Origin of the sequence: Curtobacterium sp. KBS0715 (assembly GCF_005938005.2) — a bacterium.
In the GTDB taxonomy this organism is placed as follows: Bacteria; Actinomycetota; Actinomycetes; order Actinomycetales; family Microbacteriaceae; genus Curtobacterium; species Curtobacterium flaccumfaciens.
In genome coordinates, this window is record NZ_VCCA02000001.1 from 2,635,575 (window position 1) to 2,660,981 (window position 25,407).

Below are 25,407 nucleotides of genomic sequence, written 5' to 3' on the forward strand. Positions count from 1 at the left end.
TCAGACGAGTGCGTCGAGAGCGAACGCGACACCGGATGCACGCTCGCTCGCCGCCCAGAGCTGCGCTGCGACCGTCCTGTCGTGCGCCCGTGGTTCGGCCGCGACCACCGTGGCCGCGCCACGGAGCTGCATCCAGCCTGCCGGGCCCCAGTACTCCCCGGAGCGCACGTCCGCACCGACGGCAGCGTGGACGAGCGGCTGGGCGCCGATGTCCTTGCCCTGGGCGACGATGCGCTGTGCCGGGCGGATCCACTCGGGTTCGGGTCGTGTCGGGCTGACGTCCGGGCGTGCCGGTGACAGTCGGTCGAGCGACAGGCCGGGGTGCGCGACGACGCTCGACACGGACGACCCCGAGTCGGCCAGTCGTTCGGCGAGCTCGAAGCCGAACAGCATCACCGCGAGCTTGCTCCTGGCGTACTGGCGATGGCTCGAGTACCGACCGACCCCGAGCGGATCGGTCGCGTCGAGCTGGGCGAACCGGTGGGCGATAGACCCGAGGTGCACGACCCGGCCGGCTCGTCGTTCGAGCAGGGGCAGGACCAGCGCGGTCCACGCGAAGTGTCCGAGGTGGTTCGTGCCGATCTGCAGTTCGGTGCCCTGCGCCGTGCTCCCCCGCGTGGACGCCCCGACGACCCCGGCGTTGTTCACGACCGCGTCGACGCCGCCGGGTTCCAGCGCGGCGAGTTCGTCGGCGGCAGCGTCGACCGAGTCGAGGTCGGCGAGGTCGAGGTGGACGTGGGCGAGCGAGGCCCCGTCGACGTGCCGCCGGATGCTGCGCTCGGCGGCCTCCGCCCGGTGGCGGTCGCGCGTGGCCAGCACCACACGGTGCCCCGCCGCGGCGAGCTGCTCGGCGGCGTGGTACCCGAGCCCGGCACTCGCACCGGTGACAACGACCGTGCGGGCGCCGTCAGCTGACATGCCCGGCCGCCTCCATCTGGCGCAGGGCCTTCTTCAGGTCCTGCACCTCGTCGCGCAGTCGCGCCGCGAGCTCGAACTTCAGCTCGGCCGCAGCCTGCAGCATCTGGTCGTTCAGGTCGGCGATGGTGGCGCCGAGCTGCGTCGCGCCCTCGCCCGCGATGCCGCCGCGCTTGAGGTTCGGCGTGGGCGACCGACGGCCGTCACTGCCCGGGCGACCCTGCAGGAGCGCCTTCGTGTCGTCGTTCTCGCGCTGCAGGACCTCGGTGATGTCGGCGATCTTCTTGCGCAGCGGCTGGGGGTCGATGCCCCGCTCCAGGTTGTAGGCGACCTGCTTCTCACGACGGCGATCGGTCTCCTCGATCGCGGTCTTCATCGAGTCGGTCATCTTGTCGGCGTACATGAGCACCTGGCCCGACACGTTGCGGGCAGCGCGACCGATCGTCTGGATGAGCGACGTCGACGAGCGGAGGAAGCCTTCCTTGTCGGCATCGAGGATCGCCACGAGCGACACCTCGGGCAGGTCGAGGCCCTCGCGCAGCAGGTTGATGCCGACGAGCACGTCGTAGACACCCTGCCGCAGCTCGGTCAGCAGCTCGACGCGCTTGAGGGTGTCGACGTCGGAGTGCAGGTACCGGACACGCACGCCCGCGTTCCCGAGGAAGTCGGTGAGTTCCTCGGCCATGCGCTTGGTCAGCGTGGTGACGAGGACGCGCTCGTCCTTCTCGACCCGCTGCTTGATCTCCTCGAGCAGGTCGTCGATCTGGCCGTCGCTCGGCTTGACCACGATCTCGGGGTCGATCAGGCCGGTCGGGCGGATGATCTGCTCGACCACGCTGTCGGTGACACCGAGCTCGTAGCGCCCGGGGGTGGCCGACAGGTAGACCTTCTGCCCGACGCGCTCGAGGAACTCCTCCCACTTCAGGGGGCGGTTGTCCATCGCGCTCGGCAGGCGGAACCCGTGCTCGACGAGGGTGCGCTTGCGCGAGGCGTCGCCTTCGTACATCGCGCCGATCTGCGGCACGGTGACGTGCGACTCGTCGATCACGATGAGGAAGTCGTCGGGGAAGTAGTCGATGAGGCAGTGCGGTGCTTCGCCCGGACCACGGCCGTCCATGTGCCGCGAGTAGTTCTCGATGCCCGAGCAGAACCCGATCTGCTCCATCATCTCGATGTCGAACGTGGTGCGCATCCGGAGGCGCTGGGCCTCGAGCAGCTTGCCCTGGCCCTCGAGCTCGGCGAGCCGTTCCGCGAGTTCTTCCTTGATGGAGGCGATCGCCCGGTGCATCACGTCGGTGTCCGCGACGTAGTGCGAGGCCGGGAAGATCGACACGGCGGGCAGGTCGTCGATGACGTTGCCGGTGAGGGGGTGCAGCGACGAGAGCGCTTCGATCTCGTCGCCGAACATCTCGATGCGGATCGCGTGCTCTTCGTACATCGGGATGATCTCGATGGTGTCGCCGCGCACGCGGAACGTGCCCCGGGCGAAGTCGACGTCGTTGCGCTGGTACTGCATGGCGACGAACTTGCGGACGAGCTGGTCGCGGGAGATCGTCTGACCCACGTGGAGCGCGACCGATGCGTTCATGTACTGCTCGGGGGTGCCGAGACCGTAGATGCAGGAGACGGTCGACACCACCACGGTGTCGCGCCGGCTGAGCAGCGAGTTCGTCGTGGAGTGCCGGAGTCGTTCGACCTCGGCGTTGACCGAGGAGTCCTTCTCGATGAAGGTGTCCGTCTGCGGGACGTACGCCTCGGGCTGGTAGTAGTCGTAGTACGAGACGAAGTACTCGACCGCGTTGTTCGGCATCAGGCTGCGGAACTCGTTGGCGAGCTGCGCCGCCAGGGTCTTGTTGTGCGCGAGCACCAGCGTCGGCCGCTGCACCTGCTCGATGAGCCACGCGGTCGTCGCCGACTTGCCGGTACCGGTCGCACCCAGCAGCACGACGTCGGTCTCACCGGCGTTGATCCGCCCGGCGAGTTCCGCGATGGCCGCGGGCTGGTCGCCACTCGGCGAGTACTCGCTGATGACCTCGAACGGACGCACCGCTCGGGTCGGTTCGATCGCAACACCCATGGGGACAACGGTAGTCGGCACCCCTGACACCGAGGGCCCCTGCTCGCCCTCGGCGTATTGTCCGCTGCAAGCAGGCTCCAAGTCGACTGATGGTGGCCGGGCATACCGTCCGATCCGTTCCGTCACCCGACTCCTTCCCACTCCCCCGAAGAGGCCTCATGACCACGGCGACCCCGGCCGCACCGATCAAGGGCACCCCGTTCCGCGGACGCATCCGCGGGCGTGTGCTCGTCCTGCTCTGCTGCATGTACGCGATCTCGTACATCGACCGGACGAACATCTCGACCGCGCTGCCGCACATCACCGAGGAGTTCGGGTTCAACGAGGCGACCGCCGGCCTCATCGTCTCCGCGTTCTCGTTGCCGTACGCCCTGCTGCAGGTGTTCGGCGGCACGATCAGCGAGAAGTTCGGACCGCGCAGGGCGCTCTTCGTCATCACGGTGATCTGGGGCGTCGCGACGCTCTGGACCGGGTTCGCGGTCGGCTTCTGGACCCTCTTCGCCGCACGGGCCCTGCTCGGGCTGAGCGAGGCCGCCGCGTTCCCGACCGCCACGCAGGCGATGAGCCGGTGGATCCCCCGTGACCGGAACGGCTTCGCCCAGGGCGTGGTCCACTCGGCGGCACGGCTCGGCAACGCCCTGGCGCCGCTCATCGTCGCCTGGGTGATCGGCGCGACGGGCAGCTGGCGCTGGGCGTTCTTCGCCACCGCGGTGCTGTCCCTGGCGTGGGCCGTCGTCTGGTTCGTCTGGTTCCGCGACGAGCCCGAGTCCGCGAAGGGCATCACGCAGGTCGAGCTCGCCGAGCTCCCGCCGGTCGAGACCCGCGCGACCCGTCCCCCGGTGCCGTGGCGACAGATGGCGAAGCAGATCCTGCCGGTCACCTTCGTCGACTTCGGGTACGGCTGGACGCTGTGGGTGTTCCTCACGTGGCTCCCGACGTTCCTCAGCTCCACCTACGGCCTGGAGATCGGCGACTTCGCGCTGTTCACCACCCTCATCCTGCTGGCCGGTGTCGTCGGGGACACGGTCGGTGGGATGCTCAGCGACCGCATCATCCACCGCGGCGGGAACACCCGGAACGCCCGCCGGACCATCCTGGTGATCGGGCTCGGCGGTTCGCTCCTCTGCCTCATCCCACTCGTGATCGGGCAGGGCCTGCTCGTCGCGACGATCTCGCTGGCCCTGTCGTTCTTCTTCCTCGAACTCTGCAACGCCAACCTCTGGGCGATCCCGATGGACGTCGCGCCGCAGTGGTCCGGCACGGCCTCGGGCTTCATGAACACCGGGTTCGGCATCGCCGGTGTGGTCTCGCCCATCGTGTTCGGCCTGCTCATCGACGCCTCGGGCTGGCAGGTGCCCTTCGCGCTCTCCTGCGTCCTGCTCGGAGCCGCGGCCGTCGTCGCCTGGTTCATGAAGCCGCAGCGGCTGACCTCCACCGACGGCGTCCTCGAGATCGGCACCCCGAAGGCCGAGCAGCGCCCGGCCTGACGGGCGACGCGCGGAACGGGCGCCGGCCCTGGTGGTCCGCGCGCGACGGCCGGGAGGCACGTGGCGGGCCCGCCACGTGCCTCCAGGCTGCCCGCCCCGCGTCCACCGCTCCGCACGGCTGGTGCGAGGCGGCGCTCAGCGCGCGGCGCGCCGCCCGACGTCGTCCGTCTCGCCGACGAGGGCATCGTCGGGCTCCACCGGTTCCGGCGACCGCCGGGGCACCGTCGCGCCTGCGGAACGACGCGCCCGCGCTGCTCGCGACGCCCGCGAGGACAACGACGTCCGGCCGGTCAGCGGCACGCTGAACGGCGTCCGCCGGAACAGCTCGGTCACCGCGACGGACAGCACCAGAACGAGCACGTAGGCGACGAGGGTGAGCCACGGCCGTGGCACGACGGCCTCGAGCCAGCTGTCGCCGTAGAGCAGGATCCAGATGACGAACGGGTGGCTCAGGAAGATGCCGAACGAGCGATCGGACGCGTAGTCGACGAACCGGGCGGTCCGGCTGCCGGGTCGCCGGCGGTCCGCCCAGGCGGCGCCGATCGCCAGGAACCCGACGAACACCGCGGTGCTCCAGACCACCTGGATCGGCTGCAGCGGTGTCCCCGCGGCGTAGAGGGACTGCCCGAGGCCGACCTGCAGCGCCCACACGCCGAGGGTGAGTCCACCGACGCCGGCGAAGGCCCACAGCACCGATCGCCGGTGGACCCGGATGAACCGCAGGAACGCGTCCGCGTGGTCGGCGGCGATCGCCCCGGAGACGATGAAGAAGACGTACGAGAAGAAGAACTGCTTCTGGTACCCGTGCATCCACGCGTCGCTCGCCGGGAAGTACTTGTACCCGGCGAACACCACCAGCTGGACCAGGAACGCCACGACCAGCACGGTGACGTGGTGCCCGCGGGTCCGGCGCACCAGCCAGACGATCACCGGCAGGAGCAGGTACACCTGCATCGTCACGAGCAGGAAGTACAGGTGGTACCACGAGGTGCCGGTGACGATGCCCTCGGCCGCGGTGCGCACCAGGTCCGGGACGTCGCCACGGCGGGTCGGGCTCAGCAGCCACGCCGACCCGACGTAGACGAACGACCACGCCAGGTACGGCACGCCCACGAGCAGGAACCGCTTCGGCCAGAACTGCGCCATCGGCCGCGGGCGCAACGTGTAGCTGTACACGAGCACGAACGCGGTCAGCGAGAAGAAGACCAGCCGGGTGAAGTGCAGCAGGGCGAGCAGCGCGTTCAGCCCGACGTCGTCGGCGGCGGCGGTGTGGCTCGTGGTGTGCACCCCGATCACGCACGCGAACGTGAGGATGCGGAGCACGTCGACCTCGTACAGGTGCCGGGGCTTGCCCTCGGCCGTGCGCGTCGGCGTCTGCACCCCCGGCTCAGCGCCGGTCGACTCCGGGGACACGCGTGCTGGTCGGCTCACGAGGGTCGGGCCATGGTCCGGACCTCCGCGCGCTGCACCTTGCCGGTGGGTGCACGCGGCAGGTCGGGCACGACGATGACCTCGACCGGTCGGCGGAACCGCGTCAGGTGCGCCTCGGCCCGGGCCACGAGGTCGGCCACGAGGGCTGCGTGGTCGACGGGTTCGTCGGGCTGCGGGATCACGTAGGCGATCGGGACCGCACCGAGCACGTCGTCGGGGCGGCCGACGACGACCGCCTCGAGCACACGTGGATCGCCGAGCAGGACGTCCTCCACCTCGGACGGGTAGACCTTCTCGCCACCGCGGTTGATGACGTCGTCCGAACGCCCGGCCAGGGACACCCAGCCGTCGGCGCTCACGGAGCCGACGTCACCGGTGTGGAGCCAGCCGTCGGCGTCGAACCGCTCGGACGCACGGCCCCCGAGGTACCCGCGGACGATCCCCGGACCACGCACCCACAGGGCGCCGATCTCGTCGGCGGCCAGGAGCGAGCCGTCCTCGCCGCGGACCTGCACCTCGGACCCGACCGGTACCCCGACGGTCCCCGGCCGGGCCGGTTCGTCCAGCGGGGTCGCCGTGATCTGCGAGGCACCCTCGGTCATGCCCCAGCTCACGACGAGCGGCACGTCGCCGAGGGCGGCGCGCACGGGATCGGGCAGCGGTGCCGACGCGCTGCGCACGAACCGCAGGCCCGACGGGAACTCGAGCGGCCCGGTCTTCGCCAGCACGGCCAGGACGGCCGGGACGGCGTTCAGCCAGGTGATCCGTCGTTCGGCGAGCAGGTCCCAGAACCCGGTGCGACGGAAGCGCCGGTCGAGCACCAGGGTCGCGCCGGCGACGAGCGTCGCGAGCAGCCCGACCACCTCGGCGTTGACGTGGAACAGCGGCAACGAGTTGAACCCGCGGTCGTCCGGTACGAGCCGGTTGTGCCGCGCGACGGCCCGCGCGACGAACAGCAGCTGTGCCTCGGGCAGCTCGACGCCCTTCGGCGTACCGGTCGACCCGGAGGTGAACAGCACGACGGACCCCTGACCCGGCGCGTGCGGGCTGTCGGCGGGCAGGTCGCCGTCACGGACGGCGGTCGGGAGGAACGTGGCGGGGTCGATCCCGCTGGCCGGTGCCCCGGGGACGGTCGCGTCCACCGCGCGGTCGGACACGACGATGGACGCGCCGCCGATCAGGTCGGCGAGACGGCCGGGCTCGGTGGCCGGCTGGCCGGTGTCGACGGGGATCGCCCGGCGGCCTGCGGCGACGGCGCTGAGGTGCACGACCGTGAACGCGAGCGGGTCGCCCACGTCGACCACGACGGCACCCGACGGGGCGATGCCGATCGCGTCGAAGGTCCGCGACCAGGCGGTGACCGCGTCGTCCAGCGCACGGTACGTCAGGACGCGCTCGGAGCGAGCGTCCTCGAGGAAGTGGCGCTCGCCCCCGTCGACCGCACGGGCCCGGATGAGCGAGCGCAGATCGGGTTCATCGCGAACGGGCTGCACGCGGAAAGGCTATTGCGCGACCCTATGAGCGGTCGGAGGGAAGAGCGGGATCTGTGGAGAACCGGTGCAGCATCCACTGCCAGAGCGGGAGCATCCGGGGAACGCCGTCACGGGTGAGCGGTGTCGAGTCCTTGATGATCAGGGAGTGCGCCTTGCCGTCGCCGCCGAGGTCGGTGAGGATCGCGTGCGGGTCCGCGCCGGCGACGGGCGGGGTGGTGTCCGTCTCGAACGGCCCGGACACGCCACTCAGCCCGAGGACGTCCCACGAACCGGTGATGCGGGGGCCGAACGTGTCACTGACGTCGTCGATGGCGTACATCCGGTCGACCGGTGTCCGGCCAGGGCGGTCCATCCACGCTGCGTGCGACGGCCCGCGGGACTCGACGGGCGAGGAGAACATCAGCGCGCCGTGGACACTGCGGATGTGCGCGATGTACGCCGCCTCTCCGCCGCCCTGCGAGTGTCCGGCCACGACGACGTCGTTCCAGACGATGCGGTCGTCGCCCTGGACGAACCGCCCCCAGCCGCCGTCGGGGTCGTGGTCGTCGAGGTACGCGACGGCGTCACGGAAGCGCGAGACGATGGACCCTGCCGGACTGACCGCGCTGAACTCCGACGGCCGGGTGCCGTCGAAGCGGTTCCGCTGGACCATGCCGTAGCAGCGCGCGTCCGCCTCGCACGTGCCGGACAGCGTACGACCGAGGTTCCAGTAGTCGAGGCCGAGCACGTGGTAGCCGTCGGCCAACGCGGCCGCCAGGAACCGCTGGTACTCGGCCGGACGGGCCCGGGTCGCGGGCAGGAACAACAGGAGCGGACCGTCGGCCGACGTGCGCGCGGCGAAGTCGTCGCGGTTCGGGGTGAGCCGCTCACCGTTCACCGTGCCGAGCCGGAACCGGTGGAACTCGCCGTCAGGCCCGTGTTCGTCACCCGACGGCCGCTCGTGGACCGCGACCCGGCCGTTGTCCGCCACACGCTGGGCACCGAGGACGTTCGCGGCGACGAGCGAACCGGCCCCGATCGCCACGAGGACGATCGCGGCGAGGACCAGCAGCAGACGGTGACTCATGCCGTGATCCGCGCCCACACCTCGTCAGCGGAGCGTATCGTCTGCTCGAGCGTCCCGGTGGCGTCGACGACGTGGTCGGCGAGGGCGAGACGCTCGGCATCGCTCGCCTGGGCGGCGACGCGACGCTCGGCCTCGTCACGGGCCATCCCGCGGTGCTCGACGAGCCGTTCGATGCGCTGCGCCGCGGGGGCGTCGACCACCACGACCGCGTCGAACCGGAGCGGGCGCGAGCCGCGGGCCTCGGCGAGCAACGGCACGTCGTAGACCACCACGGCGTCGGGGTCGGCGGCCTCGGCGGCGTCGAACGCCTGCTGCGCGAGCCGCCAGACCTCGGGGTGCGTGATGGCTTCGAGGTCCTTCCGCGCCGCGGGGTCCGCGAACACGATCGACCCGAGCGCCGGCCGGTCGAGGGAACCGTCGGCGGCGATCACCGACGGTCCGAACCGCTCGGCGACCTGCGCCAGGCCCGGGCTGCCCGGTGCCACGGCATCCCGTGCGAGTCGGTCGGCGTCGACCACGACGGCCCCGTGCTCGGTCCAGCGCCGGGAGACGGTCGACTTGCCCGCGGCGATGCCGCCCGTGAGTCCGATGATGTGCACGGCAACAGGGTAACGACCCCGATGCCCGGAAACGCCGGAAGCCCGGCACCCTGTCAGGGGTGCCGGGCTTCCGGTCGTGACGAACCGCTCGATCAGTTGTTGGTCGAGCTGAGCTTCTCGCGGAGTGCAGCGAGCGACGCGTCGTCGGCCAGGGGGCTTGCGCCACCCGTCTCGCCGGCGAACGACGAGGTCGACGACGACGAGGAAGCCGTGGCCGGGAGGTCGAAGCCACCCTGCGCCTCGTCGGCGATGGTCTTCGCGACCTGCGCCTTGTGGGCTTCCCAACGCGCCTGGGCGGCCGCGTACTGGCCCTCCCACTCGGTGCGCTGCGTGTCGTAGCCCTCGAGCCACTCGTTGGTCTCCGGGTCGAAGCCCTCGGGGTACTTGTAGTCACCCTTGTCGTCGTACTCGGTCGGCATGCCGTAGAGCGCCGGGTCGAACTCGTCGCTCTCCGGGTCCACGCCCTCGTTCGCCTGCTTGAGGCTGAGCGAGATGCGGCGACGGTCGAGGTCGATGTCGATGATCTTGACGAAGACCTCGTCGTTGACCGACACGACCTGCTCGGCGAGCTCGACGTGCTTGTTCGAGAGCTCCGAGATGTGCACGAGACCCTCGATGCCGTCGGCAACGCGGACGAAGGCACCGAACGGGACGAGCTTCGTGACCTTGCCCGGTGCGATCTGACCGATCGCGTGGGTGCGGGCGAAGACCTGCCACGGGTCCTCCTGCGTCGCCTTGAGCGAGAGCGACACGCGCTCGCGGTCCAGGTCGACCTCGAGGATCTCGACGGTGACTTCCTGACCGACCTCGACGACCTCGCTGGCGTGCTCGATGTGCTTCCAGCTGAGCTCGGAGACGTGGACGAGACCGTCGACGCCGCCGAGGTCCACGAACGCACCGAAGTTGACGATCGAGGACACGATGCCCTTGCGGACCTGGCCCTTGTGGAGGTTGTTGAGGAACGTCGTCCGGGACTCGGACTGCGTCTGCTCGAGGAGCGCACGGCGCGACAGGACCACGTTGTTGCGGTTCTTGTCGAGCTCGAGGATCTTGGCCTCGATCTCCTGGCCGAGGTACGGCGTGAGGTCGCGGACACGACGGAGCTCGATGAGCGATGCGGGGAGGAAGCCACGGAGGCCGATGTCGACGATGAGACCGCCCTTGACGACCTCGATGACCGTCCCGGTCACGACGCCGTCGGACTCCTTGATCTTCTCGACGTCGCCCCACGCACGCTCGTACTGCGCGCGCTTCTTCGACAGGATGAGGCGGCCTTCCTTGTCCTCCTTCTGGAGAACCAGGGCCTCGACCTCGTCGCCGACCTCGACGACCTCGTTGGGGTCGACGTCGTGCTTGATCGAGAGCTCGCGCGAGGGGATGACGCCCTCGGTCTTGTAACCGACGTCGAGGAGGACCTCGTCGCGGTCGATCTTCACGACGGTGCCGGAGATGAGATCACCGTCGTTGAAGAACTTCAGGGTCTTCTCGACCTCGGCCAGGAAGTCATCAGCCGAACCGATGTCGTTGATGGCGACCTGCTTAGGAGCCTTGGTCGTAGTGGTTGTCATGTAGAGATTGCTCCGAACGGACATGAGTCGGGCCATGGCGTGCGGGGACTCGGCCCCCGTGGTGCACCGCCGTGGCGATTGATTGAGTGGCGCGGATTGCGCCGCACAAGTCTAACCGCACCGGCGGAGGCCCCACAACCGGGCGTGTCGACGGCGCGTCACCCGACCAGCGCGGTCCGGAGGGTGTCGAGGCCGATGCTGCCGAGCGAGAGCGCCCGGTGGTGGAACGCCTTCAGGTCGAACTCGGCTCCCTCGCGCGCGGCAACCTCGTCGCGGATGGACTCCCAGACACGCTGGCCGACCTTGTACGAGGGTGCCTGCCCCGGCCACCCGAAGTACCGGGCGACCTCGAACCGGACGAACGCCGGGTCCATGTTGACGTTCTGCCCCATGAAGTCGAGCGCGTACTCCCAGGTCCAGCCGCCGCCGTCGGGGTTCGTCTTCTGCAGGTGCACGCCGATGTCGAGCACGACGCGGGCCGCACGCATCCGCTGCCCGTCGAGCATGCCGAGCCGGTCGCCGTCGTCGTCGAGGAACCCGAGCTGCTCCATCAGCCGCTCGGCGTACAGGGCCCAGCCCTCGACGTGCCCGGAGGACCCGGACAGCTGCCGGCGCCAGGTGTTCAGCTCGCCGCGGTTGTAGACGCCCTGGCTGATCTGCAGGTGGTGTCCGGGGACGCCCTCGTGGTAGACCGTCGTCTTCTCGCGCCAGGTGCCGAACTCGGTGACGCCCTCGGGCACCGACCACCACATGCGGCCGGCACGGGAGAAGTCGTCGGAGGGGCCGCTGTAGTAGATGCCGCCCTCCTGCGTGGGGGCGATCCGGCACTCCAGGCGACGGATCGGGTCCGGGATGTCGAAGTAGGTCCCGGCCATCGCGGCGATCGACGCGTCACTCGTCTCCTGCATCCACCGCTGCAGCGCGTCGGTTCCGTGCAGGATCCGGGACGGGTCGGTGTCGAGCACCTCGATCGCCCGGGCGACGCTCGCGCCGGACTCGATGCGGTCGGCGATGCGCTCCTGCTCGTCCCGCATGCGCGCGAGTTCCTCGAGGCCCCACTCGTACGTCTCGTCGAGGTCGACGACCGCACCGAGGAACCGGCGCGAGTGCAGCTCGTAGGCTTCGCGACCGACGGCGTCCACCGGGGTGGCGAGCGGCAGCAGCTCGTGCTCCAGGAACTGCCCGAGCGAGCGGTACGCGGCCGAGGCGACCTGGGCTCCGTGGGCGAGCTCGGTGCGGAGCGTGTCCGGCACCGGCGAACCGTCGTCGAACGCGGCGCCTTCGGCGAGGCGCGCGAAGAAGCCGTCCTCGGCGCCGTTCCGCGCTGCCTGCTCGGCGACCAGGGCGACCTGGCGCTTGGCCGGGGTGACGTCTTCGCGGGTGCCCTCGAGCAGGGTCTCGCGGATGCCCTCGAGGGCGTCCGGCAGCGCGTGCAGCCGGCTCGCGATGTCCTGCCAGTCGCCCTCGGTCGCGGTCGGCATCAGGTCGATGATCTCGCGGACCGACTGTGCCGGGCTCGCGATGACGTTGAGGTCGCGGAGGTGCAGCTTGCGCTCGTACGACTCCTGCACCAGGTGCAGCTCGGCGCCGAGGTCGGCCTTCGTCACCTGGTCCACGGAGTCGACGGCGGGAGCGGCGTCGAGCGCACGCTTCGCACCGCGCGCGGCCTCGGCCATCGCGGCGGCACCGGCGGGCGAGGTGTCGCCGTACTCCCCCGTGCGCCCCGGGACGCCGATGTACGTGGCGGTCGTCGGGTCGAGGTCGACGAGGGTGGTGACCCAGTCCTCGGCGACGCGGTCGACGGCGGACGGCTGGCGGACAGGACGCTCTTCGCTCATGCCCCGACCCTACCGACCCGTGGGTCGACAGGACCCCCGGGTCGCCCGGGTCAGTGGGCGGCGCTCTCCCAGTTCGGCCCCACGCCGACCGAGACGTCGAGCGGGACGCTCAGCTCGGCAGCGCCGCCCATCCGGGTGCGGAGGATCTCCTCCACACGCTCCTGCTCACCGGGCGCGACCTCGAGGATGAGCTCGTCGTGCACCTGGAGCAGCAGGTGGGACTGCAGCTCGCCCTCGCGCAGGTCGTCGGCGACCCCGAGCATCGCGATCTTGATGATGTCGGCGGCCGAACCCTGGATCGGGGCGTTCAGCGCGGCGCGTTCGGCGTTCTCACGCAGGACCCGGTTCGGGCTCTTCAGGTCGGGGAACGGGCGACGGCGACCGAAGATCGTCTCGGTGTAGCCGTCCTCGCGCGCCTGCTCGACGACGTTGCGCAGGTAGTCGCGCACCGCACCGAAGCGGGCGAAGTACTCGGTCATCAGGGTTCGGGCCTCGGACTGCTCGATGCGCAGCTGCTTCGACAGACCGAAGGCACTCAACCCGTAGGCCAGGCCGTAGGACATCGCCTTGACCTTGGTGCGCATCTCGTTGGAGACCTCGGACGGGTCGACGCCGAACACCCGGGCGCCGACGAAGCGGTGCAGGTCCTCGCCCTCGTTGAAGGCCTGGATGAGCCCCGGGTCGCCGGAGAGGTGCGCCATGATCCGCATCTCGATCTGCGAGTAGTCGGCGGTCACGAGCGTCGTGTACGGCTCGGCGACCGCGAACGCCGACCGGATCCGGCGACCGACGGCCGTCTTCACCGGGATGTTCTGCAGGTTCGGGTCGGTCGACGAGACCCGGCCGGTGCTCGTACCGGTCTGCTCGTAGCGGGTGTGGATGCGCCCGTCGACCACGGCGGCGTCGAGCGTGTCGACGATCTGCCGGAGCTTCGTGGCGTCGCGGTGCTGCAGCAGGAGCCCGAGGAACGGGTGCGGGTGCTGTTCCTGCAGGTCGGCCAGGCTCGCGGCGTCGGTCGAGAACCCGGTCTTGGTCTTGCGGGTCTTCGGCATCGCGAGCTCGGTGAACAGGACTTCCTGCAGCTGCTTCGGCGACCCGAGGTTGACCTCGTGCCCGATCTCGGCGAAGGCCTGCTGCGCGAGTTCGGCGGCGCGCTCCCCGAGTTCCTTCGACAGACCGGTGAGCACCGGGCGGTCGATGCCGACACCGATGGTCTCCATGCCGGCCAGCACCGACACGAGCGGCAGCTCGATGTCGTCGAGGACCTGCAGCGAGGACGCGTCGATCCGGGCGCGCAGGGCCGTGGTGACGCGGAGCACGAACCACGCGTGCACCCCGACGTTGACCGGGTCGGTCTCGGGGACCAGCTGGTTCGGGTCGGCCGTCGGCAGTTCTTCGCCGAGCTCCTGGTAGACGAGGTCGGACAGCGGCTGCCCCTGCTTGCCGGGCTGGGCGAGCCACCCCATGATCCGGGCGTCGCCGGCGATGCCGTTCACGACGAAGCCGGCGGTGCCGAGCGCCTTGACGGCGGCCTTGGCGTCGTGGAAGTGCTTCGGGGCGTCGGAGGCGAACCAGGCCGAGAGCTGCTCGTAGTCCTTCGCGCCGCTGCCGCCCGGCACCAGCACGGCGTCGTCGTGGGTCGCGATGCCGATGGCGCTGAGGCGTCCGTCGATGACCTCGACCGCGACGCCGTAGCCGTTCGCCGCCTCGGTCGCGTTGCGGCGCTCGAGCCAGTAGCCGAGTTCTTCGTCGATCAGGGTCTTGACGGGCGGCGGGGTCGGCGCGCCGTCGGTGACGGTGCCCTCGGCCGCCGGCTCGGCGGGGTCGCCCGACCCGGCCACCTTGAAGACGCGGTCGAGCAGCGTGCGGAACTGCAGCTTGGCGAAGAGCTCGCGCACCGCGGTCTCGTCGACCGGGCGGAGCGCGACGTCGGCGGGACCGACGGGCAGCTCGACGTCGGTGACCAGGCGGTTGAGCCGGCGGTTCCGGATCGCCCGGTCCCGCTGCTCGCGCAGGTTGTTGCCGACGACGCCCTTGATCTCGTCGGCGTGCTCGAGGACGCCGTCGAGCGACCCGTACTGGGTCACCCACTTGACCGCGGTCTTCTCGCCGACCTTGTCGATGCCGATCAGGTTGTCGCTGGTCTCGCCGACCAGGGCCGCGATGTCCGGGTACTGGTGGGGTTCGATGCCGTACCGCTCGTAGACCTTGTCGCGGTCGTAGCGGGTGAGTTCGGAGACACCGCGGACCGACGGGTAGAGCAGCGTGACGTCGTCGTTGACGAGCTGGATCGAGTCGCGGTCACCGGAGACCACGTAGACCGTGAAGCCCTGGTCGGCGCCCTGCTTGGAGAGGGTCGCGAGGATGTCGTCGGCCTCGTAGTCCTCTTTCGTGACGGTGGTGATGCCCATCGCCTCGAGCGCCTGCTGCAGGAGCGGGATCTGTCCCTTGAACTCGGCCGGGGTCTCGGAGCGGGTGCCCTTGTACTCGGCGTACTCACGCGTGCGGAACGAGAACCGGGAGATGTCGAACGCCACCGCCAGGTGGGTGGGCTTCTCGCGCTGCAGGAGCATCAGCAGCATCGAGATGAAGCCGTGGATCGCGTTGGTGTGCTGCCCCTCGCGGTTCACGAAGCTGTCGACCGGCAGCGCGTAGAAGGCCCGGAAGGCGAGCGAGTGGCCGTCGATGACCATGAGGGTAGGCTTTGCGGAGTCCGACACCCGGACAGCCTACCGACGCCCGCTGACACGGAAGGTCGACGCAGACCGTGACCGACGACACCACCTCGACCACGATCGATCCCCGCATCGACGAACGCGGCATGGGCGAGCTGGCCGAGAAGATGGGCATGGTCATCACCGAGCTCTCGGCCGAGCGCGCGGTCGGTTCGATCCCCGTCGAGGGCAACCGCCAGCCGGTCGGCCTGCTGCACGGCGGTGCCTACGTCGTCCTCGCGGAGAGCCTCGGTTCGATGGCCGCGAACGTGCACGCCGGGCCCGGCCGCTACGCCGTCGGCATCGAGCTCAGCGCCTCGCACTCCCGGAGCGCCACGAGCGGCATCGTCACGGGCACGTGCACCGCCATCCACCTGGGCGGCACGCTCACCACCCACGAGATCGTCCTGACCGACGACCAGGGTCGCCGGTGCTCCACCGTCCGGATCACGAACATGATCCGCGAGCGTCGCTGACCGACGGACCGACGGACCGACGGCTCAGTCCTCCGGCGGCCGCTGCAGCAACAGGCGGGCGTCGCCGAACCCGAGCCTCCGGTAGAGCCGCTCGCCGTCCACGCTCGAGTGCACCGACGTCCGCTCCACGCCGAGTTCGTCGGCGAGCTCCAGCAGGGCCGTGACGAGCCGTCCGGCGACGCCGGAACCGCGCAGCTCCGGGTGCACGTAGACCGTCTGCAGCTCAGCCGCGAAACGGTCGCCGTCGACGTGCGGCGCCGGCGGTCGCGGGTTGACCGCCAACCACGCCATGCCGAGCACCACACCGTCCCGCTCGGCGACGACGCACCGGTGCGACTCCCGGTGGTCGACCGCGAACCCCGTCATCGCACGGCGGTACTCGTCCGGCGTCTGCACCGGCGTGCGGCCGTCCTCGTCGACGCTCCACCGCCACCGCAGGTCGGCCACCGCCGGCATGTCGTCAGGCCGGGAGGCCCGGATCACCACGTCGTCCATGGCTCCAGCCTGCCAGGTGGTCGCGGCACACGCCCCGCCCCCGGACGCAGGAACGCCGCCGACCCCAGGGGGGCCGGCGGCGTTCCGTGAGCGACGGTGGAGCGCTGGACTACTTCTTGGCGCTGAGCTGCTCGATGATCGCCTTCGCGACGTCGTGCATGGTCAGGCGGCGGTCCATCGAGGCCTTCTGGATCCAGCGGAACGCCTCGGGCTCGGTGAGGCCCATCTTCTCGTTCAGCAGGCCCTTGGCGCGGTCGACGAGCTTGCGGGTCTCGAAGCGCTCGACGAGGTCGGCGACCTCGGCCTCGAGCGTGATGATCTGCTGGTACCGCGAGAGGGCGATCTCGATCGCGGGGAGCAGGTCGTTCGGGGTGAAGGGCTTGACCACGTAGGCCAGCGCGCCGGCTTCGGTGGCACGCTCGACGAGGTCCTTCTGGCTGAACGCGGTCAGCAGGACGACTGGCGCGATGTGGTTCTTGGACAGCTTCTCGGCTGCGGAGATGCCGTCGAGCTGGGGCATCTTGACGTCCATCACGACGAGGTCGGGGCGGAGGTCGGTCGCGAGCTGGACGGCGGTCTCACCGTCACCGGCTTCACCGACCACGTCGAACCCGTTGTCGCGGAGGATCTCCACGATGTCGAGGCGGATGAGCGACTCGTCCTCGGCGACGACGACGCGACGGGGTGCTGGTGCTGTTGCTTCTGTGTCACTCACGGACGAAAGCCTACTAGACGACGGAAGTGCCGTATCCCAGACCCACCGGTTTGGTACGAGTGGCGGGACGCGGGCCTGAACTGCCCCGCACGCCGTGAGCCAATTCGTACGAGTGGCGGGACGCGGGCCTGAAGTGCCCCGCGCGCCGTGAGCCAATTCGTACGAGTGGCGGGACTTGAACCCGCACGCCGTGAGGCAGAGCATTTTGAGTGCCCCGTGTCTGCCGATTCCACCACACTCGCGAGGAGGCCAACACTACCAGCCCGACCCGCGCCTCCCGGCCCGTCGTCGACCGTCTCAGGAGCCCTCGAGCGCCTCGATCGCCGCCACGAGACCGGCCCGTCGCGGCGACCGCCGCGGCAGCACCGCGAGCAGCGCGCGGAGCACGAGCGCGTCGGTCGCACCGTCCGGGGTGCGCGCCCACGCGAGCAGGGCGTCGACGCCGCCGTCGGCGACGACCGACTCGCGGAACCGCAGCCGCACCAGGTCACGGACCGCGTCGACGCCGGGTGCGGCGGAGCCCGGCAGGACCGGTCCGGCGTAGCGGTCGACGGCCTGGAGGCGCGCCCCGCGTTCGAGCGCGGACAGCACGCCGTCGACGTCGGTCCGGACTCCGGTCACCCGGTACGGCCGCGACGTCACGGTCACGTCCGGCGCGTGCTGCGCGAGGACCCGTCGGAGCCGGACGACCTCGGCGCGCAGGGTGACGACCGAGCGCGGGTCACCGTAGACCGCGGCAGCGAGGTCGGTCGCCGCGAGGCCGTCGGGGTGTGCGGCGAGCACGACGAGCAGTTCGGAGTGCCGGGCGGACAGCTCGACCCGGCGGTCGGCGATCCGGAGCACGGCGGTGTCGGTCCCGAGCACGGTCAGCTCGGCCGACGGCACGCGGGGCGTCCGCGCGCGTGGGCGGACCGCGGCCAGGGCCAGCTGGGCCTCGGCGGCGGCGACCGTGGCGGCGAGCAGCGACAGCGTGTGCCGCTCGACGGCGCGGTCGTCACCCGTCAGGTCGAGCACCCCGACCGTGGCGCCGCTCGCGTCGTGCACCGGGACGGCCGTGCACGAGAACGGCTTGACGGCGTTCGCGTAGTGCTCGTCGGAGCGGATCTGCACCGGACGGTCCAGGCGCAGTGCCGTGCCGGGCGCGCTGGTGCCGACGCGGTCCTCCGACCAGTCGGCTCCGGGGACGAAGCCCATGTCCTCGGCGGCGCGACGCGTGGAGCGGGCTCCGTCGACCCAGACGAGACGTCCCGCGGCGTCCGCGACGGCGACGACGCACCCGGCCGAGCGGGAGTCGTCGAGTAGCAGCCGGCGGACCACCGGCAGCAGGGTGGCGAGGGGACCGTCGCGCCGGACGGCGTCGAGTTCGTCGTCGCCGAGGGCGAGGACCGGGGCGGCGTCGGGGTCGACCCGGGCGGACCGCTGCCACGACGCGGCGACGAGCGGGCGGAGCCGACCGGGTGCGCGCATGCGTCCTCCGATCGACCCCACCCGCCGCAGGGTCGCGACGCGTGCGGTCAGCCTACGTCCGGGCCACCCGCGGGACCAGGCCGAGATCGGCGAGCTCGGCGTCGTCGAACATCCGCGACCGGGTGAGGAACCGTTTGCCCTCCGGGACCTCGACGGAGAACCCGCCGCCCCGACCGTCGACGACGTCGATCGTCAGGTGCGTGTACTTCCAGTACTCGAACTGCGACACCGACATGTAGACCTCGACCGGGTCCAGCCCGTCGACACGCAACGCGCCGAGCAGGACGTCCCCCGGACCGGTCCGGAACATGCCGACGGGGTAGCACATCGGGCTCGAGCCGTCGCAGCAGCCGCCGGACTGGTGGAACATCAGCGGGCCGTGCCGGGCGGTGAGGGTGCCGAGGAGCTCCCCCGCCGCCGGCGTCACCGCGACGCGTGCGGTGTCGGGCATCAGAAGAAGCCCATCGGTCCGTCGGCGTAGGAGACGAGCAGGTTCTTCGTCTGCTGGTAGTGGTCGAGCATCATCTTGTGGTTCTCGCGCCCGATGCCGGACTGCTTGTAGCCGCCGAAGGCCGCACCCGCCGGGTACTGGTGGTAGGTGTTCGACCAGACCCGCCCGGCCTGGATGTCCCGTCCGGCGCGGTACAGGGTCGTGACGTCACGGCTCCACACCCCGGCACCGAGCCCGTACAGGGTGTCGTTGGCCGTGGCGATCGCGTCGTCGTAGCCGCTGAAGGACGTCAGGGCGAGCACGGGCCCGAAGATCTCCTCCTGGAAGATCCGCATCGAGTTGTCGCCCTCGAACACGGTCGGGGTGACGTAGTAGCCGCCCGAGAGTTCGCCGCCCAGGTCCGCGCGTTCACCACCGGTCAGGAGCGTCGCACCCTCCTGCTTGCCGATGTCGATGTAGCTCAGGATCTTCTCGAGCTGGTCGTTCGACGCCTGGGCGCCGATCATCGTCGACAGGTCGAGCGGGTGTCCCTGCTTGACGGCACGGACGCGTTCCAGGCCGTCGGCGACGAACCCGTCGTAGATCTCCTTCGCCACGAGTGCCCGGGACGGACACGTGCAGACCTCGCCCTGGTTCAGGTTGAAGAACGTGAAGCCCTCGAGCGCCTTGTCGTAGAAGGAGTCCTTCTCGGCCGCCACGTCGGGGAAGAACACGTTCGGGCTCTTGCCGCCGAGCTCGAGCGTCACCGGGATGAGGCTCTGCGAGGCGTACTGCATGATCAGGCGGCCGGTGGTGGTCTCCCCGGTGAAGGCGATCTTCCGGATGTCCGGGTGCTGCGCGAGCGGTGCGCCGACCTCGATGCCGAAGCCGTTGACGACGTTGAGCACCCCAGCGGGCAGCAGGTCGCGGATGAGCTCGACGAGCACGTGGATGGACGCCGGGGTCTGCTCGGCGGGCTTCAGCACGACGCAGTTGCCGGCGGCGAGGGCCGGTGCGAGCTTCCACACCGCCATCAGGATCGGGAAGTTCCACGGGATGATCTGCCCCACGACGCCGAGCGGTTCGTGGAAGTGGTAGGCCACGGTGTCGTGGTCGATCTCGCCGGCGGAGCCCTCCTGCGCACGGATCGCCCCGGCGAAGTACCGGAAGTGGTCGATCGCGAGCGGGATGTCCGCGCCGAGGGTCTCGCGGATCGGCTTGCCGTTCTCCCACGTCTCGGCGACGGCGAGCATCTCGAGGTGCTCCTCCATGCGGTCCGCGATCTTGTTGAGGATGACGGCGCGCTCGGCCGCGCTCGTCCGGCCCCAGGCCGGGAACGCCTTCCATCCGGCGGCGACGGCGCGGTCGACGTCCGTGGAGTCGCCGCGGGCGACCTCGGTGAACACCTTGCCGGTGACGGGCGTCGGGTTCTCGAAGTACTGCCCACTGGCGGACGGCACGTACTCGCCGCCGATGAAGTGGTCGTACCGGGATCGGTACGCGACCAGGGAGCCGGGCTCGCCGGGTGCGGCGTAGCTGGTGGGCGAGGGTGCGATGGTCATGGTGGTGCCCTTTCGACGACGCTGTCGGGGCGCACGGGTCGCGCGCCTGCTCCGCACGGTACGACCGCGGGGGTTGCAGGTCGTTGCACGGTCCGGAGTCCGGACGGGTAGCGTGCTGGACACCAGCGCTGGCGATCAGGGAGGAGCGCTCGTGGATTCTCGTGCCGTCAGGACGTTCCGGGTGTTCGTCGTCGTCACCGCCGTCGTCGCCATCGCACTGGGCATCGTGGCCATCGTCTGGCCCCGCCCGTCGCTCGTGCTCGTGGCGCTGCTGTTCGGCGTGTACCTCGTCGTGGCCGGGGCACTGCGCGTCTTCGCCGCGGTGCGGGGCCACGGCACTCGGCCGGTGTGGCGGTGGACGTCCGGCATCGTCGGCGGCCTGGTCGCGGTCGCGGGGCTCGTGACGCTGCTCGACCCGGCGATCCCGCTCGTCGTCTACGCCGTGCTCGCCGGGGTCGGGTTCCTGATCGAGGGGGTCGCCGCGATCGTCGGCGGCTTCGTCGGCCACCCGGGTTCGTCACGCGTCCCGACCGTCGTCAGCGGCGTGCTGTCGATCATCGGGGGCGTCGTCGTGCTCGTCGCGCCCGGACTCGCGCTCACCGTCTTCATGGTCTTCGCGGGCATCGCGCTCATCGTCGTCGGGGCCGCGGCCCTGCTGCTCCTGCCGCCGCGGGCCGCCGTCCGCCGGTAGCCGCGGCGCGCCGCCGTCCGCCGCTAGGCCGACCCGGTGCCGAAGAGCAGCCCGAGTGCGTAGGTGACGATCGCCGCACCGAACCCGATGGCGAGCTGCCGGAAGGCGCGCTTGCCGGGAGACGCTCCGCTCAGCACGCCGACGACGGCACCGGTGCCGAGCAGGGCGATGCCCACCAGCCCGCCGGCCACCGCGATCGCCGGCCACCCCTGCATGCCGAACAGGAACGGCAGCACCGGGATGATCGCGCCCGACGCGAAGAAGCAGAAGCTCGACACCGCGGCGCTCAGCCCGGTGCCGACCGCCTCGTGGTCGTCCGCGACCGCGGTGGAACCGGTCGCCGGACGCCGCTCACCGATGCCGGACAGCACCTGTGCGGCGTGCTCGGTCGCCTCGGCCTCGGACATCCCGCGCGCCCGGTAGACCAGGGCGAGCTCGTTCGCGTCGACGTCGAGGTCCGACACCGCCCTGCCTGCCTCGGGGTGCGGCGCGGACGCCTCGAGCAGCTCGCGCTGCGACCGGACGGAGACGTACTCCCCCGCCCCCATCGACAACGCGCCGGCCAGCAGGCCGGCGATGCCGCTCAGCAGCACGAAGTGCCGGTCGGCACCGGAGGCGCTGATGCCGATGATGAGCGCCAGGTTGGACACCAGGCCGTCGTTCGCGCCGAACACCGCCGCCCGGAACGTGCCGGACAGCCGCATCCGGCCGCGGTTCGCGAGCCCGCGCACGACCTCGCCGTGGATCCGCTCGTCGGCGGCCATCCGCGCGGTCGCGTCCGAGTCGTCGGCGTACGGCGAGCGGTCCTCGGCGCGCTGCATGAGCGCGAGGACGAAGACCGACCCGAACCGCTTGGCCAGCACGGCGAGCACCCGGGTGCGCAGGCTCCCCCGCCGCGGCCGGCCGACGTCGTCGCCGAGCAGGTCGAGCCAGTGGTCGGCGTGGCGTCCCTCGGCCTCGGCCAGCGCGGCGAGGATCTCGCGCTCCTCGCCGGAACGGCGGGCAGCGAGGTTGCGGTACACGGCCGCCTCGGCACGTTCGTCGGCCAGGTAGCGACGCCAGCGGCGGACGTCGGCGCGCGGCGCCGGGGTGTCGGATCGGAGGCTCACAGCGACCATCCTGCCGCCTGCGGCCGACGTCCGGTCACCACCAGGGCCGTGGAGACGCGGCAGGGCGCGGACCGGAAGCGGTCGGCGCTGCTCGCACCGGGCCTCCAGTCCGCGCCCTGGTGGCGACGGATCCTCGGGATCAGTCCCGGACGTACGCCGGCGCGGCCTCGGCGTGGGCGTCGCCCACCCGGTGCACGCGCAGGTCGTTCGTCGAACCCTCGATGCCGGGAGGGGACCCGGCCGTCACGATGACGCGGTCGCCGGGGGCGGCCAGGCCGTTCTCGAGGAGGACGTCGTCCACCTGCGAGAAGAGCTCGTCGGTGTGGGTCTTCCGCTCCACCAGGAACGAACGGACACCCCACGTGAGGGCCATCCGGCGGCGCGTGGCCTCGTTCGGGGTGAAGGCGATGATCGGCAGACCGTGGCGCAGGCGTGACATGCGGCGGGCCGAGTCGCCGGACTCGGTGAAGACGCAGAGGTACGACGCCTCGGTGAACTCGGCGATCTCGACGGCGGCGAGGGTGATCGCTCCGCCGAGGGTGCGCGGCTTGGTGCCGAGCGGGGCGATGCGCTCGAGCCCGTGGTCCTCGGTGGACTCGACGATGCGCGCCATGGTGCGGACGGTCTGCACCGGGTACTCACCGACGCTCGTCTCACCGGACAGCATGACCGCGTCGGCACCGTCGAGGACGGCGTTGGCGACGTCGGACGTCTCGGCGCGCGTGGGGATCGGCGACGAGATCATCGACTCGAGCATCTGCGTCGCCACGATGACCGGCTTCGCCATGCGGCGGGACAGCTCGACGGCGCGCTTCTGCACGATCGGGACGGCCTCGAGCGGGAGCTCGACGCCGAGGTCACCGCGGGCGACCATGATGCTGTCGAAGGCGTCGATGATCTCCTCGAGGGCGTCGACGGCCTGGGGCTTCTCGACCTTGGCGATGACCGGCAGGCGCTTGCCCTCTTCGTCCATGATCTCGTGGGCACGCACGACGTCGCTCGCGTTGCGCACGAACGACAGCGCGATGAGGTCGGCGCCCTGGCGGATGGCCCAACGCAGGTCGGCCTCGTCCTTCTCGCTCAGCGCGGGGACGTTGACGGCGACACCGGGCAGGTTGATGCCCTTGTTGTTGGACACCGTGCCCGGGACGACGACCTCGGTGCGGACCCGCACGCCGTCGGTGTCGAGGACACGGAGGCGGACACGGCCGTCGTCGATGAGCAGCGGGTCACCGGGCTTGACGTCCTGCGGCAGGCCCTTGAACGTCGTGCCGCAGATCTCCTTCGAGCCGGGGACGTCCTCGGTCGTGATGGTGAAGATGTCACCGACCGCCAGGTCGTGCGGACCGTCGGCGAAGCGTGCCAGACGGATCTTCGGACCCTGCAGGTCCACGAGGATCGCGACGGGCTTGCCGAGTTCCTCGGCGGCACGACGGACGTTGACGTAGTTGGCCTCGTGGACGCTGTAGTCACCGTGGCTGAGGTTGAGGCGGGCGACGTCGACGCCCGCCTCGATAATCTCCTTGACGGTCTCGTAGTCCGACGTTGCCGGTCCGAGCGTCGAAACGATCTTTGCGCGTCTCAATGGATTCCTTCGTGGTGGTGGATGGAGCTTGGGTTTCCGCGCTGTGGGGCCGCGCGGAACGAAGCGAGGCCACCAGCACCCTACCGAGTGCTGGTGGCCTCATGCTCACGGGAGCGTGAGCATCTGGTGGAGACGGTCCGCCGTCTGGCGGCGGCCCGACATCTGGTGCGCGTCCGACATCAGACGGAGATCGCCCGGTCGGTCGCCTTGACCGGTGCCGGCAGGATCGTGGAGCCCTCGAGGTACTCGTCGACCTGTGCGGCCGCGGCACGGCCCTCGGCGATCGCCCACACGATGAGCGACTGCCCGCGACCCGCGTCGCCGGCGACGAACACGCCGGCCTCGTTGGTCGCGTAGTCGGCACGGCGGTCGAGCGCCCCGGAGACCGTGGTCGGCAGACCGAGCTGCGGCTCGATCGTGTCCGACTCGGGGCCGGTGAAGCCCATCGCGATGAGGACGAGGTCGGCCGGGATCTCCCGCTCGCTGCCCGCCTTCGGGACCCGTCGGCCGTCGAGGTACTCGGTCTCGGCGACCCGCAGTGCGCGGACCTCGCCGGCGTCGTTCGACAGGAACTCGACGGTGGAGGCGAGGAAGTGCCGCTCGCCGCCCTCTTCGTGGGCGCTCGTGATCTCGAACACGGTCGGGAACATCGGCCACGGCTGGTCGGACGGACGCTCGAGCGGCGGCTGCTTGCCGATCGCCAGGTTCGTCACGCTCAACGCGCCCTGGCGGTGGGCGGTACCGATGCAGTCCGCGCCGGTGTCGCCGCCGCCGATGACGACGACGTGCTTGCCCTCGGCCGTGATCTGGTTGTCGACCGTCGTGCCCGCGTTCGCCTTGTTCTGCTGGACCAGGTAGTCCATGGCGAAGTGCACGCCCTCGAGGTCGCGCCCCGGGATCGGCAGGTCGCGCGGCACCGTGGCACCGGTGGCGACGACGACCGCGTCGTAGCGCGACTTCAGGTCGTCCCAGGTGATGTCCCTGCCGATCTCGACCCCGGCACGGAACCGGGTGCCCTCGGCCTGCATCTGGGCGAGGCGCGCGTCGATCTGGCGCTTCTCCATCTTGAAGTCCGGGATGCCGTAGCGGAGCAGGCCGCCGATGCGGTCGTCCCGCTCGTAGACGGCGACCGTGTGGCCGGCACGCGTGAGCTGCTGCGCGGCGGCGAGTCCGGCGGGGCCGGAGCCGACGACGGCGACGGTCTTGCCCGTCAGGCGCTCCGGCGGGTGCGGGGTGACCCAGCCGTTCTGGAACGCCTGGTCGATGATCGAGACCTCGACCTGCTTGATCGTCACCGGGGGCTGGTTGATGCCGAGCACGCACGACGACTCACACGGGGCGGGGCAGAGCCGGCCCGTGAACTCCGGGAAGTTGTTCGTCTCGTGCAGGCGCTCGATCGCCTGCCGGCCCTCACCGCGCCAGGTCAGGTCGTTCCACTCCGGGATCAGGTTGCCGAGCGGGCAGCCCTGGTGGCAGAACGGCACGCCGCAGTCCATGCAGCGGCCGGCCTGGCGCTTCAGGACACCGGACTCCTGCTGCTCGTAGACCTCTTTCCAGTCCATGAGTCGCACGGGCACGGGCCGCCGGGGCGGGAGTTCGCGTTCCTGGACCTTCAGGAATCCCTTGGGGTCAGCCACCGGTCACCTCCGAGGTCGTGTTGGGCGCTGCCTGTTCCGGACGTGCGTGACG

20 protein-coding genes and 1 tRNA gene are annotated in these 25,407 nt (G+C 70.8%); 3 read left to right on the forward strand and 18 right to left on the reverse strand.

Going from position 1 to position 25,407, the window contains the following annotated elements; all coding sequences use genetic code 11:
- Together FFG40_RS12605 and uvrB are read right to left on the reverse strand one after the other, a co-directional pair.
- Positions 1–918, reverse strand: coding sequence for an SDR family NAD(P)-dependent oxidoreductase (locus FFG40_RS12605; RefSeq protein WP_138803554.1), 918 nt, complete (start codon positions 916–918; stop codon positions 1–3).
- Positions 908–2,980 (reverse strand): excinuclease ABC subunit UvrB, encoded by a 2,073-nt coding sequence (gene uvrB, locus FFG40_RS12610; protein ID WP_138804005.1) that lies wholly within the window; start codon positions 2,978–2,980, stop codon positions 908–910. Before uvrB ends, FFG40_RS12605 begins: the two co-directional genes overlap by 11 nt.
- A gap of 170 nt (positions 2,981–3,150) precedes the next feature.
- Here uvrB and FFG40_RS12615 point away from each other — a divergent pair, with 170 nt between their 5' ends.
- The gene (locus tag FFG40_RS12615) at positions 3,151–4,479 is read left to right on the forward strand and encodes an MFS transporter (protein WP_138803555.1); all 1,329 of its coding nucleotides are present in this window, start codon (positions 3,151–3,153) and stop codon (positions 4,477–4,479) included.
- 135 nt (positions 4,480–4,614) lie between these two features.
- Here the strand turns inward: FFG40_RS12615 and FFG40_RS12620 are convergent, their stop codons facing one another.
- The 7 genes from FFG40_RS12620 to polA form a co-directional block, all read right to left on the reverse strand.
- The gene (locus FFG40_RS12620) at positions 4,615–5,910 is read right to left on the reverse strand and encodes an acyltransferase (protein WP_138803556.1); all 1,296 of its coding nucleotides are present in this window, start codon (positions 5,908–5,910) and stop codon (positions 4,615–4,617) included.
- Entirely contained in the window at positions 5,907–7,403 is a 1,497-nt protein-coding gene (locus FFG40_RS12625) for a class I adenylate-forming enzyme family protein (protein ID WP_138803557.1), read from the reverse strand. The genes FFG40_RS12620 and FFG40_RS12625 overlap by 4 nt, the downstream gene beginning before the upstream one ends.
- Positions 7,404–7,425: 22 nt before the next feature.
- Positions 7,426–8,469 carry a BPSS1187 family protein gene (locus FFG40_RS12630; RefSeq protein ID WP_138803558.1) on the reverse strand — a complete coding sequence of 348 codons (1,044 nt, stop codon included), beginning with the start codon at positions 8,467–8,469 and terminating at the stop codon, positions 7,426–7,428.
- The gene (coaE, locus tag FFG40_RS12635) at positions 8,466–9,068 is read right to left on the reverse strand and encodes a dephospho-CoA kinase (protein ID WP_138803559.1); all 603 of its coding nucleotides are present in this window, start codon (positions 9,066–9,068) and stop codon (positions 8,466–8,468) included. Before coaE ends, FFG40_RS12630 begins: the two co-directional genes overlap by 4 nt.
- A 92-nt stretch (positions 9,069–9,160) precedes the next feature.
- Positions 9,161–10,636: a 30S ribosomal protein S1 gene (rpsA, locus tag FFG40_RS12640; protein ID WP_027465699.1), complete on the reverse strand. Its 1,476-nt coding sequence runs from the start codon at positions 10,634–10,636 to the stop codon at positions 9,161–9,163.
- Between the two features lie 158 nt (positions 10,637–10,794).
- Complete coding sequence (locus FFG40_RS12645) at positions 10,795–12,474, reverse strand: DUF885 domain-containing protein (RefSeq protein ID WP_138803560.1); 1,680 nt, start codon at positions 12,472–12,474, stop codon at positions 10,795–10,797.
- Positions 12,475–12,524: 50 nt separating this feature from the next.
- Positions 12,525–15,167: a DNA polymerase I gene (polA, locus tag FFG40_RS12650; RefSeq protein ID WP_260678871.1), complete on the reverse strand. Its 2,643-nt coding sequence runs from the start codon at positions 15,165–15,167 to the stop codon at positions 12,525–12,527.
- 128 nt (positions 15,168–15,295) lie between these two features.
- Here polA and FFG40_RS12655 point away from each other — a divergent pair, with 128 nt between their 5' ends.
- Complete coding sequence (locus tag FFG40_RS12655) at positions 15,296–15,664, forward strand: PaaI family thioesterase (protein ID WP_051596794.1); 369 nt, start codon at positions 15,296–15,298, stop codon at positions 15,662–15,664.
- A 24-nt stretch (positions 15,665–15,688) separates the two neighbouring features.
- Here the strand turns inward: FFG40_RS12655 and FFG40_RS12660 are convergent, their stop codons facing one another.
- The 6 genes from FFG40_RS12660 to FFG40_RS12685 all read right to left on the reverse strand — a co-directional run bounded on the left by FFG40_RS12660 (position 15,689) and on the right by FFG40_RS12685 (position 20,333).
- Positions 15,689–16,159: a GNAT family N-acetyltransferase gene (locus FFG40_RS12660; protein ID WP_111056409.1), complete on the reverse strand. Its 471-nt coding sequence runs from the start codon at positions 16,157–16,159 to the stop codon at positions 15,689–15,691.
- Between the two features lie 109 nt (positions 16,160–16,268).
- Complete coding sequence (locus FFG40_RS12665) at positions 16,269–16,874, reverse strand: ANTAR domain-containing response regulator (protein ID WP_017887240.1); 606 nt, start codon at positions 16,872–16,874, stop codon at positions 16,269–16,271.
- A gap of 160 nt (positions 16,875–17,034) precedes the next feature.
- Positions 17,035–17,116, reverse strand: a tRNA-Leu gene (locus FFG40_RS12670).
- Positions 17,117–17,171: 55 nt separating this feature from the next.
- On the reverse strand, positions 17,172–18,341 hold the full coding sequence (locus FFG40_RS12675) for a helix-turn-helix domain-containing protein (RefSeq protein ID WP_138803562.1): 1,170 nt from the start codon (positions 18,339–18,341) through the stop codon (positions 17,172–17,174).
- Between the two features lie 52 nt (positions 18,342–18,393).
- Positions 18,394–18,792, reverse strand: a complete 399-nt coding sequence (locus FFG40_RS12680) for a DUF779 domain-containing protein (protein ID WP_138803563.1) — start codon at positions 18,790–18,792, stop codon at positions 18,394–18,396.
- The gene (locus FFG40_RS12685) at positions 18,792–20,333 is read right to left on the reverse strand and encodes an aldehyde dehydrogenase family protein (RefSeq protein ID WP_138803564.1); all 1,542 of its coding nucleotides are present in this window, start codon (positions 20,331–20,333) and stop codon (positions 18,792–18,794) included. Before FFG40_RS12685 ends, FFG40_RS12680 begins: the two co-directional genes overlap by 1 nt.
- Positions 20,334–20,484: 151 nt before the next feature.
- On the opposite strand from FFG40_RS12685, the gene FFG40_RS12690 reads away from it, so the two are divergent.
- Complete coding sequence (locus tag FFG40_RS12690; RefSeq protein WP_163343589.1) at positions 20,485–21,024, forward strand: HdeD family acid-resistance protein; 540 nt, start codon at positions 20,485–20,487, stop codon at positions 21,022–21,024.
- A gap of 23 nt (positions 21,025–21,047) precedes the next feature.
- Here FFG40_RS12690 and FFG40_RS12695 read toward each other — a convergent pair whose 3' ends face one another.
- The 3 genes from FFG40_RS12695 to FFG40_RS12705 all read right to left on the reverse strand — a co-directional run bounded on the left by FFG40_RS12695 (position 21,048) and on the right by FFG40_RS12705 (position 25,355).
- Entirely contained in the window at positions 21,048–22,142 is a 1,095-nt protein-coding gene (locus FFG40_RS12695) for a VIT1/CCC1 transporter family protein (RefSeq protein WP_138803566.1), read from the reverse strand.
- A gap of 130 nt (positions 22,143–22,272) precedes the next feature.
- The gene (gene pyk, locus FFG40_RS12700) at positions 22,273–23,718 is read right to left on the reverse strand and encodes a pyruvate kinase (RefSeq protein ID WP_017887208.1); all 1,446 of its coding nucleotides are present in this window, start codon (positions 23,716–23,718) and stop codon (positions 22,273–22,275) included.
- A gap of 179 nt (positions 23,719–23,897) precedes the next feature.
- Positions 23,898–25,355, reverse strand: a complete 1,458-nt coding sequence (locus FFG40_RS12705) for a glutamate synthase subunit beta (RefSeq protein ID WP_110858958.1) — start codon at positions 25,353–25,355, stop codon at positions 23,898–23,900.
- Between the last annotated feature and the right edge of the window lie 52 nt (positions 25,356–25,407).

What these genes read in the sequence shown, in the direction of transcription:
- FFG40_RS12605 (WP_138803554.1), bottom strand. Translation starts at nt 918, where the DNA reads ATGTCAGCTGACGGCGCCCGCACGGTCGTTGTCACCGGTGCGAGTGCC.
- FFG40_RS12615 (WP_138803555.1), top strand. Translation starts at nt 3,151, where the DNA reads ATGACCACGGCGACCCCGGCCGCACCGATCAAGGGCACCCCGTTCCGC.
- FFG40_RS12630 (WP_138803558.1), bottom strand. Translation starts at nt 8,469, where the DNA reads ATGAGTCACCGTCTGCTGCTGGTCCTCGCCGCGATCGTCCTCGTGGCG.
- rpsA (WP_027465699.1), bottom strand. Translation starts at nt 10,636, where the DNA reads ATGACAACCACTACGACCAAGGCTCCTAAGCAGGTCGCCATCAACGAC.
- FFG40_RS12645 (WP_138803560.1), bottom strand. Translation starts at nt 12,474, where the DNA reads ATGAGCGAAGAGCGTCCTGTCCGCCAGCCGTCCGCCGTCGACCGCGTC.
- polA (WP_260678871.1), bottom strand. Translation starts at nt 15,167, where the DNA reads ATGGTCATCGACGGCCACTCGCTCGCCTTCCGGGCCTTCTACGCGCTG.
- FFG40_RS12655 (WP_051596794.1), top strand. Translation starts at nt 15,296, where the DNA reads ATGGGCGAGCTGGCCGAGAAGATGGGCATGGTCATCACCGAGCTCTCG.
- FFG40_RS12660 (WP_111056409.1), bottom strand. Translation starts at nt 16,159, where the DNA reads ATGGACGACGTGGTGATCCGGGCCTCCCGGCCTGACGACATGCCGGCG.
- FFG40_RS12675 (WP_138803562.1), bottom strand. Translation starts at nt 18,341, where the DNA reads ATGCGCGCACCCGGTCGGCTCCGCCCGCTCGTCGCCGCGTCGTGGCAG.
- FFG40_RS12680 (WP_138803563.1), bottom strand. Translation starts at nt 18,792, where the DNA reads ATGCCCGACACCGCACGCGTCGCGGTGACGCCGGCGGCGGGGGAGCTC.
- FFG40_RS12685 (WP_138803564.1), bottom strand. Translation starts at nt 20,333, where the DNA reads ATGACCATCGCACCCTCGCCCACCAGCTACGCCGCACCCGGCGAGCCC.
- FFG40_RS12695 (WP_138803566.1), bottom strand. Translation starts at nt 22,142, where the DNA reads ATGGTCGCTGTGAGCCTCCGATCCGACACCCCGGCGCCGCGCGCCGAC.